General features: G+C 39.6%; 12 protein-coding genes. 4 read left to right on the top strand and 8 right to left on the bottom strand.

Going from position 1 to position 12,835, the window contains the following annotated elements:
• Nucleotides 1-142 precede the first annotated feature (142 nt).
• From ispG to iscX, 7 genes are all read right to left on the bottom strand, one after another.
• Nucleotides 143-1,261 carry a flavodoxin-dependent (E)-4-hydroxy-3-methylbut-2-enyl-diphosphate synthase gene (ispG, locus tag AC27HL_RS07680; RefSeq protein ID WP_487080349.1) on the bottom strand — a complete coding sequence of 373 codons (1,119 nt, stop codon included), beginning with the start codon at nucleotides 1,259-1,261 and terminating at the stop codon, nucleotides 143-145.
• 45 nt (nucleotides 1,262-1,306) lie between these two features.
• Entirely contained in the window at nucleotides 1,307-2,323 is a 1,017-nt protein-coding gene (locus AC27HL_RS07675) for a RodZ domain-containing protein (protein WP_487080347.1), read from the bottom strand.
• Between the two features lie 12 nt (nucleotides 2,324-2,335).
• Complete coding sequence (pilW, locus tag AC27HL_RS07670) at nucleotides 2,336-3,676, bottom strand: type IV pilus biogenesis/stability protein PilW (protein ID WP_487080345.1); 1,341 nt, start codon at nucleotides 3,674-3,676, stop codon at nucleotides 2,336-2,338.
• A gap of 43 nt (nucleotides 3,677-3,719) precedes the next feature.
• Nucleotides 3,720-4,865, bottom strand: a complete 1,146-nt coding sequence (gene rlmN, locus AC27HL_RS07665) for a dual-specificity RNA methyltransferase RlmN (protein WP_487080344.1) — start codon at nucleotides 4,863-4,865, stop codon at nucleotides 3,720-3,722.
• A gap of 257 nt (nucleotides 4,866-5,122) precedes the next feature.
• The gene (gene ndk, locus AC27HL_RS07660; RefSeq protein WP_118958363.1) at nucleotides 5,123-5,554 is read right to left on the bottom strand and encodes a nucleoside-diphosphate kinase; all 432 of its coding nucleotides are present in this window, start codon (nucleotides 5,552-5,554) and stop codon (nucleotides 5,123-5,125) included.
• A gap of 218 nt (nucleotides 5,555-5,772) precedes the next feature.
• Nucleotides 5,773-7,467 (bottom strand): NAD-dependent malic enzyme, encoded by a 1,695-nt coding sequence (locus AC27HL_RS07655; protein WP_487080342.1) that lies wholly within the window; start codon nucleotides 7,465-7,467, stop codon nucleotides 5,773-5,775.
• A 160-nt stretch (nucleotides 7,468-7,627) separates the two neighbouring features.
• Nucleotides 7,628-7,828: a Fe-S cluster assembly protein IscX gene (gene iscX / locus AC27HL_RS07650; protein WP_487080340.1), complete on the bottom strand. Its 201-nt coding sequence runs from the start codon at nucleotides 7,826-7,828 to the stop codon at nucleotides 7,628-7,630.
• A 246-nt stretch (nucleotides 7,829-8,074) separates the two neighbouring features.
• On the opposite strand from iscX, the gene AC27HL_RS07645 reads away from it, so the two are divergent.
• The 3 genes from AC27HL_RS07645 (at nucleotide 8,075) to AC27HL_RS07635 (ending at nucleotide 10,738) form a co-directional block, all read left to right on the top strand.
• A complete protein-coding gene (locus tag AC27HL_RS07645; protein WP_487080339.1) occupies nucleotides 8,075-8,320 on the top strand; it encodes a DUF2164 domain-containing protein in 246 nt (81 codons plus the stop codon).
• Nucleotides 8,321-8,415: 95 nt separating this feature from the next.
• Complete coding sequence (locus AC27HL_RS07640) at nucleotides 8,416-9,621, top strand: NnrS family protein (protein ID WP_487080338.1); 1,206 nt, start codon at nucleotides 8,416-8,418, stop codon at nucleotides 9,619-9,621.
• Nucleotides 9,622-9,784: 163 nt separating this feature from the next.
• Nucleotides 9,785-10,738: a D-2-hydroxyacid dehydrogenase gene (locus AC27HL_RS07635; RefSeq protein ID WP_487080337.1), complete on the top strand. Its 954-nt coding sequence runs from the start codon at nucleotides 9,785-9,787 to the stop codon at nucleotides 10,736-10,738.
• Nucleotides 10,739-10,771: 33 nt separating this feature from the next.
• Here AC27HL_RS07635 and AC27HL_RS07630 read toward each other — a convergent pair whose 3' ends face one another.
• Nucleotides 10,772-12,109: an NAD(P)/FAD-dependent oxidoreductase gene (locus AC27HL_RS07630; protein WP_487080335.1), complete on the bottom strand. Its 1,338-nt coding sequence runs from the start codon at nucleotides 12,107-12,109 to the stop codon at nucleotides 10,772-10,774.
• Between AC27HL_RS07630 and AC27HL_RS07625 the strand changes: the two genes are divergently transcribed.
• Nucleotides 12,108-12,788 carry a GNAT family N-acetyltransferase gene (locus tag AC27HL_RS07625; RefSeq protein WP_487080334.1) on the top strand — a complete coding sequence of 227 codons (681 nt, stop codon included), beginning with the start codon at nucleotides 12,108-12,110 and terminating at the stop codon, nucleotides 12,786-12,788. The genes AC27HL_RS07630 and AC27HL_RS07625 overlap by 2 nt on opposite strands.
• The last annotated feature ends 47 nt before the right edge of the window (nucleotides 12,789-12,835 follow it).

The raw sequence follows: 12,835 nt of genomic DNA, 5'->3' as shown, positions 1-12,835 counted from the left end.
TCCTGCTTGTATATATTCGTTTACTGTTTTATTTGCCTGCGCAAAGAACAGTTAATCTAAATTAAAAAATCATCGCGCGCATTATAGGCAGTTTGCCGGCAAACGTAAATAACAGTACTACGCGCAAATAAATTAAGACGACTTAATCAACTTCTTTGACATCAATTTTGTTACTCGCGTCTAACAACTTAGCTTTAGCACGAATACGCTCTTCTAGCTGATCAACCAAATTATTATTGTCAAAACGCTCTTTTTGACGAATGCCGTCGAGATAATAGCCACTCTTTTTACTGCTACCGGTTAAGCCTAAATCAGACACAGTGGCTTCACCTGGGCCATTGACAATACAACCGATTATGGAAACATCCATCGGAGTCATAATGTCTTCAACACGTTGCTCAAGCGCATTCACAGTTGAAATCACATCAAATTCTTGACGTGAACAACTTGGGCAAGCAATAAAGTTAATACCGCGACTACGAAGCTTCAACGATTTTAATATATCAAAACCAACTTTAATTTCTTCCACAGGGTCGGCCGCAAGTGAAACACGCAGCGTATCACCAATACCTTCTGACAATAATAAACCTAAGCCAACAGACGACTTAACTGACCCAGAGCGTAAACCACCTGCTTCAGTAATACCTAAATGCAGCGGATTATCAATTTGTTTTGCTAATAAACGGTATGCTCCAACAGCTAAAAATACATCAGAGGCCTTTACACTCACTTTAAATTCGTGGAAGTTCAGACGGTCGAGAATGTCAACGTGGCGCATTGCCGACTCTAAAAGGGCTTCCGGCGTCGGCTCCGTGTACTTTTCTTGAATATCTTTTTCTAATGAACCGCCATTGACACCAATTCTGATTGGGATATTTTTATCACGAGCACATTCAACGACTGAACGAACACGGTCTTCACGACCAATATTACCCGGGTTAATACGTAAACAGTCAACACCGTATTCTGCAACTTTAAGGGCAATGCGGTAATCAAAATGAATATCGGCGACTAACGGCACTTTGGTTTGGCGTTTAATTTCACGAAATGCTTCTGCAGCATCCATTGTCGGTACACTCACCCGAACAATATCCGCCCCAACACCTTCAAGCGCTTTGATCTGCGCAACAGTTGCCGCAACATCAGTCGTTAGCGTATTAGTCATAGACTGCACAGATATAGGTGCATCACCACCTACGGGTACATTGCCAACCATAATTTGACGGGATTTTCGACGAATAATAGGAGATTCTTTAAACATAATATTTTATTAATCTTACTGTGGTAAAGTGCTATTAAAAACGCTTTAAGGTGTTAACGGTAGTGAAAATTTTGCTATATTTCCGGCATTAAAGTCGCTCATATCAACGGCAACATCATTGTATTCAATATTAACTAACTCAGGCTTACCTAACGTTACTTTAAAGGGGGCCTGCCCTGAAATACGCATAACATAACCCGATTTTTTAACGCCCCAAGCAATGCGTTCACCAGATGCATCGTAAATGTTTACCCAGCAATCACCAGAAAAACTAAACACGACATTAGCCACAGGTTGAGTCGTTATCGGCGGCTCAGCTGGCTCAATATTATTTAATGCAGCAAGGTTTTGTGTGGCACTTTGGCTTAATGTAACTTGTGAGCTTTCACTAGGCGTATCGGTAATGTTATCACTTGCAGTTATATCATTATTTATCGTGGTATTTAACTCAGAATCTTGCTCAACCTCATGCGCCGAATCTGCTGGTTTCAATGCTGCGTTATCAGCGTGATTGTTGGCCTGTTGCACGGTTATAGCATTTGTATTTTGCGCACTAGTACTCAATATTTCAGACTCGACAGGCTCGGTTGCATCTACCGTAATTACCGTCGGCTGTACCGACGGTGCCTGATACCACCAAACAATTGTCGCGATAATTAGCGATACTATGATTAAATAAGTGATCCACATCAGCATGTTGTGCTCTGCCTGCTTTTCTGTGCCTTTTGAAAAGCTTTGCATTTCAGCACATTGCCTTTGTGCCACGCCAAGTTGATCATAACTATTAAGTACATCATCTTGCGATATATTTACCAGCTTGGCATAGTTTTTAAGATAACCACGATTAAATGCAGATGGTAAGCTTAAATCAAATTGCTCTGCTTCAATTTCTTGTACTAAAGTTTTACGAAAATTAAGTTTATCTGCTACTTGCTGTTGGCTAAGCCCCATACACTCTCGCGCTTCTGCAAGTATACGACCGGGACCAATAACATCAATATCGTCAGTAATTTCTGTCGATGTCGATTTTTCATTTTTCAAGATATTACTCTCTTGCTTCACGATGACTTTCTCTTACTTTTTCGCTGCTGACTTTGGATTGGCAAGGTATACCACATCACCTATTTTTAGGGTGTAAGGGCGTCGTAATTTATTCCAACGAGCAATGCTTTTCATCACAATATTGTACTTTTTAGAGATAGAAAATAGGCTATCCCCCTTTTTAACAATATGAATAGGCAATGACAGCATTGCTGCTTGTTCATTTTCTGTGCTAGCTTTCGAAGCAGAATTCTCCGCTAAGTTTTCACTAACATTTTCAGCTACCTGTTTATTAGCTTCAGCTTTTGGCGTATTTTTCATACTAACAATCGCGGTATTTTGTTTCGTGCCAGCTAAAGGCAATTGCTTTTTCTGCTGTGTTGATTTTGCTAATTCACTTTCTTGCTTTTCGGTTGCCATCACTGAATTAGCCATAAGCGGCTTTAAGCCATTTTGACTTAACGAGTCAGCATGTTTTGTAGCTGTTTTCTTCGGCGACAAAACCACGACACGCTTTTTGTTACTTTCAACGTTCGAGCTTCGTAGAGATAATTGATACTCTCTTGCTAATTTGTCTGCCTCAATCTGATAAAGTTCATTTAAAATGTATTGTTTTGCTTCAAACGAATTTGGGAACATTTTCACTAGCATATTGGCATAGTTTTTTGCTGTTCGTCTGTTACCTTGTTTTTCATAAACTTTAAACGCAAGCGCTAGCGCATTGGCGCTAAAACGTCGAGTCGACTTTTCATAACGAGTCAAGTAGCTTTGCGCTAACTTGTAGTCACTTTTGGCATATTGCAGCTGTATCATCTGCAAAAGCGCACTGGCGCGATTCGGGCTATGCGCGATTGCCTTATCTAAATATGTTTGTGCTTTATCAAATTGCTTTGCTTTTATTTGGCACAAAGCCAAATTTTCATAACTTTGCGCAACAAGGATATAACTTGGAATAGCGATTGCCTGAAGTATTTTTTTCTCAGCTGACTCATATTGCTGTTGTCGACAGAGAAAGACACCATAGTTATTTAGCGTGTCTGCATCTTGGCTGTTCAAGCTCAACGCTTTCTCATAGGCTTTTATTGCTAGATTTGGTTCATCTACCGTTTCATAGTAGTGAGCAAAAGCCGTATAAACTTGTACTAAATTCGGCGAAAAACGTTTCGCTTTTTCCAAATTTAACTTGGCTTGTTGTGTATTACCCATTTTCAAATAACCCAACCCCAAAGATATTCGGGTCATGGCTATTTCATTATTATTTGATTCACTTTCAATGATTGGCGTGCTTTTATCATTACCATAATTTTGTGTTACACAACCAGCAAGTAAACTAGCTGATACTAACAGAGTACAAATGGGTGATAATTTATTCATAATAAAAGAGAAGTCACTTAGTTAATAATGAGCAAAAGAGTATTTAAACCATTTTTACTGAAATTGACTCAGCTTTCACCTCTTTTTTTCCAGAACGCTTAGTTCGGTCTAAAACATCACCGGCTAATTGTCCACATGCCGCGTCAATATCATCACCTCGAGTACGACGAGTGATCACTGTTAAACCATAACTTTGCAGCACTTTATCAAAACGATCGATACGTGAATTACTGGAACGCTTATACGGAGAACCAGGGTACGGATTAAATGGAATCAGATTAATTTTACTTGGTAAGTCTTTTAAAGCATGCGCAAGTTCATGAGCTTGTTCGGTACTGTCATTTACATGATCTAACATCACATATTCAATGGTTGCTTGTTTATTCGCTTTTGAGCCTTCAACGTAGCGACCAGCTGCGGCAAGAAACTCTTCTAATGGATATTTTTTATTGATTGGTACAATCTCATCACGCAGAGCATTATTCGGTGCATGAACCGAAATGGCTAAAGCACAATCAATTTTCTCTTTCAGCATATCTAAAGCAGGTACTACCCCTGAAGTACTAACGGTTACGCGACGTTTTGACAAACCATAACCTAAGTCATTGAGCATAGTATCAAGCGCTGGGATTAGGTTTTTCATATTCAGCAATGGTTCACCCATGCCCATCATAACTATGTTAGTGATTGGTCGCGTACCAGCAATACGTGTAGCACCAATGTCATTAGCAACTCGCCATACTTGGCCAATAATTTCCGCCATAGATAAGTTACGATTAAAACCTTGTTGTGCTGTCGAACAAAATGTACATTCCAATGCACAACCAACCTGTGATGAAACACATAAGGTGGCACGGCCATTTTCGGGGATCCAAACCGTTTCAACTTCCTGGCCACCTTCCAAACGTAAGGCATACTTTATTGTACCGTCAGTTGACACTTGTTTTTCCGAAATTTCTGGCGCTTTAATTTCAGCATTACGTTGCAGTTTTTCTCGTAGCTTTTTGTTTAAGTTGGTCATTAGCTCAAAGTCATCATAACCAAAGTGATACATCCACTTCATAATTTGATCAGCACGAAATGGTTTCTCGCCGATTGAAGCAAAATATTCGCGCATCCCTTGATGATCAAGGTTTAGTAAATTAATTTTCTTCTTCACTGGGCTTACGACTTCAGTTACATCACTCATGATAAAAAGCTTCTCAAAACAACAAAAATTACGGAGCAAATTGTACGCTTTTTATACAAAACAAACAATTTTGCGGATTTACTTTATACAAAATTCAATACTCTCAAGGTAATGCTTTACCTTAAAAACACTCAATTTTACATTGCCGTTAAATAGACAAAAGGATTTTACCGAATAAACGGTAAAATCCTTCAAATTAATTTTATACTACAGTTAGCCACTCAATAAATGTGTGGCTTAGAATGTAGACCTTAAAATTAACGAGTACGTGGACAAATTTCTTCGTCAGCGAAGAAGTAAGCAATTTCACGTGCTGCTGATTCTAAAGCATCAGAGCCGTGACATGCGTTTTCGTCAATAGAGTCAGCGTAGTCAGCACGTAAAGTACCAGCTAATGCTTCAGCTGGGTTAGTAGCACCCATGATTTCACGGTTTTTAAGAACAGCGTTTTCGCCTTCCAATACTTGAACCATAACAGGACCTGAAGTCATGAACTCAACTAAAGCGCCAAAGAAAGGACGTTCGCTATGCTCAGCGTAAAAACCTTCAGCTTTTTCTTTAGATAAATGAACCATTTTAGACGCAACAATTTTTAAACCAGCAGTTTCAAAACGGTTGTAGATTTGACCAATTACGTTTTTAGCAACTGCGTCAGGTTTTACGATAGAAAAAGTACGTTCGATAGCCATGATAGCCCTCTCAATAAAATTAGAATTAAAATACGGTATAAATTTTGGCGCGATTATAGACGAATTAAATCCAAATGCCTAGGGTTATCATTTTTAGCCCTACTACCTGTGATTCACATTACAACATAATCAATAAATTTATTGGTGTGGCATATACCACCAAAAACAAAAAACGCTCATTTTTATGAGCGCTTTTTGTTTTTAATTAACTGCAATAACTAAATGCTAATACGGCGATATTGGCGATATTCTGGTGTCCAGAAGTTACGTTCAATTTTAGCTAAAAGTTGCTCATCACTAATAGGTAATGCTAACTCTTGTTCATAGGCAACTTTTGCGACAGCAAAGGCAATTTTCTTACTTAAGTCAGCAATTTCAACTAATGGCGGTAATAGCTCTCCCGTTCCAGTATTTGCCAGTGGCGAGGCTTGTGCGAGCATTTCACTTGCTGCCATCAACATTTCATCAGTAATCCGATTAATATTGGCAGAAACCACACCTAAGCCAATGCCAGGGAAAACATAGCTGTTGTTACATTGCGCAATTGGAAATAGTTCACCTTTGTACTCAACCGGCGCAAACGGACTACCTGTTGCAATAACCACTTCACCTTCGGTCCAGTTAATCACTTGCTCTGGTGTCGCTTCGACTTGGCGAATAGGATTACTCAATGGAAAAATAATTGGTTTAGCACAATGAGACTTCATTGCTTTAACGATTTCTTCAGTGAACAAACCAGGTACACCAGAAACACCGATAAGTACGGTAGGTTTAGCACCATTCATTACTTCCAGTAATGAGGCATATTCACCGTCAACTTGCCAAGTGCTCATTGCACTTTTCTCTTGTACAAGTTTTTCTTGGAAGTCACGTAGGCCATTCATGCCTTCTGTTAACAAACCAAAACGATCAACCATAAATACTTGGCTACGTGCTTGCTGCTCAGAAATGCCTTCACTCACCATTTGTGAAATTATTTGCTCAGCAATACCACATCCAGCAGAGCCGGCACCAACAAAGGCTACTCTTTGTTGTGATAATTTATCACCTTTGGTGCGACATGCCGCTAATAAAGTACCTACCGTTACTGACGCTGTACCTTGAATATCATCATTGAAACAGCAAATTTCATCACGATAGCGCTTTAAAAGTGGCGTAGCATTGGGTTGCGCGAAATCTTCAAATTGTAATAACACATGTGGCCAACGACGTTTAATCGCAGAAATAAACATCTCAAGAAATTCGTCATATTCTGTTTGCGCAATGCGAGGGTGGCGCCAGCCCATGTACATAGGGTCATTCAATAATTTTTCATTATTGGTACCAACATCAAGCATTACCGGCAACGTATATGCGGGGCTTATTCCACCACAGGCGGTATAAAGTGATAACTTACCAATGGGGATCCCCATGCCGCCAATGCCTTGGTCACCTAAACCTAAAATACGCTCGCCGTCAGTTACAACAATAACTTTTACTTTATTTTTAGTGGCATTACGTAAAATATCATCTAGTTGATGACGCTGATCATAAGAAACAAAAAGGCCACGAGAACTACGATAAATATCAGAAAATTGTTCACAAGCATCACCAACGGTTGGCGTGTATATAATTGGCATCATTTCCGCTAAATGTGCTTGTACCAATTTAAAAAACAAAGTTTCATTATTGTCATGAATAGCACGTAAATAGATATGCTTATTTAAGTTAGTATGAAAACTACTATACTGCATATAAGCACGTTCAACTTGCTCATCAATAGTCTCAAACCGTGGTGGTAATAACCCTGTTAGATTAAAATGCGAACGCTCTTCTTCACTAAATGCACTGCCTTTATTCAGTAAGGGTGTTTCAAGTAGGCTTGGGCCTGCGTAAGGGATATATAGTGGACGTTTATTTTTATCTAGGGTCATAGTTGAACTTGTTCTTTATATTTTAAGTGAATGGTGGAAATTCATCATAAGAATAATGATGTTCACATTATAGTCTAATAAATACGTTTGAAAAGTGATATACGTCAATCACTAAGCATTAGTTACTAGCTGTTACAATCTAAACCTCGATACTGAGTCTTTAATCGGCTTCAGAAATCCAAGCGAGTTGAATCGCTTCTAAGACTCTTTCACCACAATGTTTAGGGTCATCATCAAAATTTTCCAGTGCTAAGACCCATTGCATTAATTCAGGAAAGTGCAATTTTAAAGGGTCAACATTCGGGTGGGCTTCTATTAAATCTAACGCTATATCTAGCGAATCAGTCCAACGATATCCCATAATTATCTCCTGCGAATTTTTTAATTAACTTATTGAATAATTAAACCAAACCATAAGCCATCTGCAATCAGCATTATAATTAACCATAATATTATCATGCGAGATTTCCGGCAGAATTGGCACTCTGTATGCCACCACTGTTTGAGTTTTGCTTTATTCACATCCATTCACTTAAATATTGCTATCTATCTCTAGTATAATGCAAATCGTTAAAAGAATTCATCAGTCAGCAAGGAAATTCCAAGCATGTCGCCAATATCATTTACTAAAGCCGAAAAGTCACTACTAATAGATAAACTACAAAAATACTTCACGCGCGAATTAGACCAAGAACTAGGCCAGTTTGATGCAGATTTTTTGCTCGATTTTTTCAGCAAAGAGCTTGGCGCTATCTATTACAATCGCGGCTTATATGATGCTCAATCACTGATGTCGGCTAAAATAGACTTAATTGCAGAACAAATTGTTGAACTAGAATTGCCAACAACATAAATTCACAAGTGAACAAGCTGTTATTTGATATACGGCAAAGTAATTATTTATGATTCATTTATGATCGCCTCAACATAAAATTAAAGGTCGTGCAGATGATGCAAATTACCGATTTAAGTAAAGAACAACAAATTACCCCTTTGTTTAGATTGGGTTTTCGCCCATTCTTTCTCGCAGGAGCCCTGTTTAGTGTTATCGCCATAGTTTTATGGTTATTGATGTATCGAGGCACTGTCAGCTTTATGCCATTAGGTGGTGGCTACTGGTGGCATATTCATGAAATGGTTTTTGGCTTTGGCTGTGCCATTATTGCGGGATTTTTATTAACTGCGGTGCAAAATTGGACTGGCTTGCCGGGCGTACGTGGTAAAGTATTAGCGGGTTTATTTTTCTTGTGGCTTGCTGGACGTATCGGCTTACTATTTCCAGACTTGCTTGGCTCAAGCCTAACCACTTTTGTCGACTTAGCCTTCCTACCTTGTGTTGCTTATATTTTAGGTAAACCAATTATAGCAATTAAACAGTATCGCAATTTATTTTTTGTACCTTTACTGACTATTTTTACTATTGCCAATGCAGAAATGCACGCCAGTATTTACTATCCTGAAGTGGTTTCAACACAAATTGCTGGCTACGCAGGTGTCATGCTAGTAACTTTACTTATTTCTGTGATGGCTGGCCGTGTTGCACCAATGTTTACAGCCAATGGCACTAAAACAACTAAAGCAACGCCTTTACCATTACTTGATAAACTGACTAATGGCTCGCTTGCCTTAGTGACAATATTATTACTGCTTCATCCAGCAATTGGCGTTAACAACTTCTATATTGGTGTAATACTGGTTTTAGCAGGTATTTTTCAAGCCATTCGTTGGTTAAGATGGCGCCCATGGATCACCTTAGGTGTACCATTATTATGGTCATTGCATTTCTCAATTAAAGCGATGGCCTTTGGTTTAACGTTACTTGGCTTGAGTTATTTAATACCTGAGATTCCAAGTAATCATGTATGGCATTTAGTCACTGTCGGCGGCATTGGCGGCGTTATTCTGGCAATGATATCTCGAGTATCTTTAGGTCACACCGGAAGAATATTACAGCCACCTAAACTCATGTCACTTGCCTTTGCAGCAATGGTAATAGCAAGTTTAGTACGCAGTTTTGGCCCTTGGGGATTACCAGAGAAAACCATGATGTTTATCGATATTAGCGGCTTTTTCTGGATTTTAGCCTTTACGCTATTTGTTATTTTTTATGGTCCTATGCTACTCAAACCACGTGAAGACGGTCGTCCGGGCTAACGCTCGTGGTAAGCAATCATGTAATAACAAACTAGCCGTAGTTTAAACGCCTTAATGAATAACATTAAGGCGTTTTTATTTCTGTTAAAATAGCCATAGTGACCGTCGACCCATTCACTTGTTTACGTTAAGCTTGCACTTTATTTATTTTCTGAGTCGCACCATGCAAGCTGTATTATTAGACGCTCAAACTTTTAGCCATCAAGTGACCTTTACTGCAGTAGAACAAGCCGTAGCAGCTTTAACTTCATACCCAACAACATCACCAGAGCAAATTGTTGCTCGCTGTAAAAATGCCGAAATCATTCTGACGAATAAAGTGCTACTTAATCGTGAGACATTAGAGCAACTACCCAATGTAAAGCTTATATGTATAACCGCTACGGGTATTAACAATGTTGATATTCAAGCAGCTCAGGAGCTTAACATCGCGGTAACCAATGTCAGTGGTTATGCAAAAAATTCAGTGGCTCAATATGTTTTTGCGCAATTATTAGCTCACTACAGCCAAATAGAGCATCACAATAATAATTGCCAGCAAGGACAATGGCAGCAAAGTGAAACATTTTGTCTACATGGCAATGGCAGTGTTGAACTGGCTGGAAAGTCTATTGCTATCATTGGTTATGGTGCTTTGGGCAGAAAAGTTGCCGAAATAGCTAAAGTGTTTGAGATGGACATATTAATTGCTGAAAGGCCAGCGGCAACGTCGATTCGCTCAGGTCGAGTGGCGTTTACCGACGCAATTAAGCAGGCAGATGTCGTTAGTTTACATTGCCCACAAACCCCAGAAACAGAAAATATGTTTAACGCCGATGTATTTAGACAAATGAAAACTAATGCGATTTTGCTCAATACCGCTCGTGGTGCATTAATTAACAATCAAGACTTACTTACTGCGCTGAAAAATAAGCAATTGGCTTGTGCGATTCTAGATGTATTGGAGCAAGAGCCACCGCCAAAAGACCATATACTTATCGCCGCACAATCGCCTCAGTTAAAAATAACCGCGCACATTGCTTGGGCAAGTACCCAAGCGCAACAAGCATTGTTAGATCTCGTCGCTAAAAATATTTCAGCATTTAGTTTAGGTGAGCGACTAAATCGCGTTGATTAGTCGCTTGGCCGGTCTACCGGAACTGCAATAAATTTAGAACCATTGATCTTTAATTTTGCCGTAATGAAAATACCCCCATTGCCCGACTCGACGCAATGGCGCAAAAGGAAATTTCGGCAAAGCTTTATTATATAACGGTAAATTTGGCACTTGTTTTTCGGCGACTTTTTCTGCTAGGCGCTTCCCTGCCTGCACCGAAAATGACACACCACTGCCACAATACCCCATACTATAAAATACCGATTGCTCATCATTCTGGTAAATATGAGGTAAATCATCTAACGCCATACATATCCAGCCCGACCACGCATAGCTATAATTAATATTTCTCAACGCCGGAAAACTGGTTTTCAACACTGAAAGCAAACGCTGTGCATAATAAGGGTCATCGGCACTTCTACCTGTGATCGCGCCACGGCCGCCAAATAGTATTCTATTATCAGATAATTTGCGGTAATAGTACTTTAACGCTCTGGTATCCATAACCACGTTAGATGTTAAAAAGTTACAGGCAGCTAATTGCTCTGCACTTAATGGCTCTGTGACAATAATTTGTGACAGTACTGGCAAGGTTCTATCTGTGGTTAATGTATGAAAACCTTTCGGCGTATAACCATTAGTAGCAATAACCACTTTTTGCGCCGTTACTGTACCATTGGGTGTTTGTAAAATTTGTTTATTACCTTGTTGCTGCCAATTCTCAACAGGTGAGGCGCAGTGAATTTTAGCGCCCGCTTGTTGGGCCAGCTTGTGATAACCCCAAGCAAGTTTTAATGGGTTTAAACCAAAACCATCTTGATAACGTATTGCGCCATATGCATTGCGATCATCCATATATTGCTGACGTACTTCACTTTGTGACAGTACTTCAACATCATAGCCAAACATTTCTTGTTGTAATTTAGCCAGTGCAATTAACTCTTTTAACTTATTGGCTTTATGGGCAACTTTAATATATCCAGCGCTTTGCCTATCACAATCAATTCCTTCCCCAATAAGACTATTCACCGTTTCAACGCCAGCAGCCATTTCTTGATAAATGCCGCGCATTACCTCTTCGCCCCATTGACTTGCCATTTGGCTGTATGACTTACGCCCAGATGACTTTAAAATAAAGCCAGCATTGCGACCACTACAACCCCATGCGGTTTTATTCGCTTCTAATACATGCGCTTTAATGCCGTGTTCACGGGCCAAGTGCAGTGCACAAGATAAGCCGGTATAGCCAGCGCCAATAATTGCAACATCAACATCTAAGTCCTGAGTTATAGCGCCATCATGCTCTGGTGCTGGCCCTGAAACATTAGCCCAATAGCTGTCTGGATATTGTTCATTACAACCAGGAGATAAATCGTGCAAAGGATCGTACATGGTTACTTCCGTTTTTAGTCAAATAGATTGCTTAAATTTGCAAAGAGCTCAGCTTAAAGTATCTCAAAAAAAACCGTATAATGCTGTAATCATCAATAGAAAATCTAAATTTATGAGCATCAGGCTAAACTACCAACAATTAACCCCAAGCGATTTTGAAAATGTTATTCGACTTGCGACACAAGTACACGGCGACGGATACCTTGATCTAGAAAGTATGCAGAGCTGGTATGAAAAAGGTATTAGAAATAATATTAATAGTGGTTTCGTGGTCTATCACGAAACACATTTGGTGGGTTTTCGTATTACCTACGCCGTTGAACAATGGCAAATTGATAAGTGGTGTTCGCCAGCATTGTGGCCAGTGCCAGCTGAGCAGGTTTGTTACTTTAAATGCAATACTGTTGATGCGGACTATCGTGGTCATGGTATTGGTGGAGAGTTGTTAATACGTTCAATTGAAGCCGCCCGCAAGCAAGGGGCACGCGCTGGTGTCAGTCATCTTTGGAAGCAAAGCCCAGGTAATAGTGCTGTGAAATACTTTACTAAATGTGGCGGTATATTAATAAAAGAGCACCCTGATCGCTGGCGTGAACTTAGCTTAGCGGGTTATGAATGCCCTATTTGTCATAATGATTGCCACTGTGAAGCCGCTGAAATGATGGTGGTTTTTGATTAAAAAATTATTAGCCAACTCTATTGGCTATCACGTGTATAGCCAATAGA

It is taken from the genome of Colwellia aquaemaris (assembly GCF_057548755.1).
Note: the sequence above shows the minus strand (reverse complement) of the source record. Positions and strands in the feature narration are given on the sequence as shown.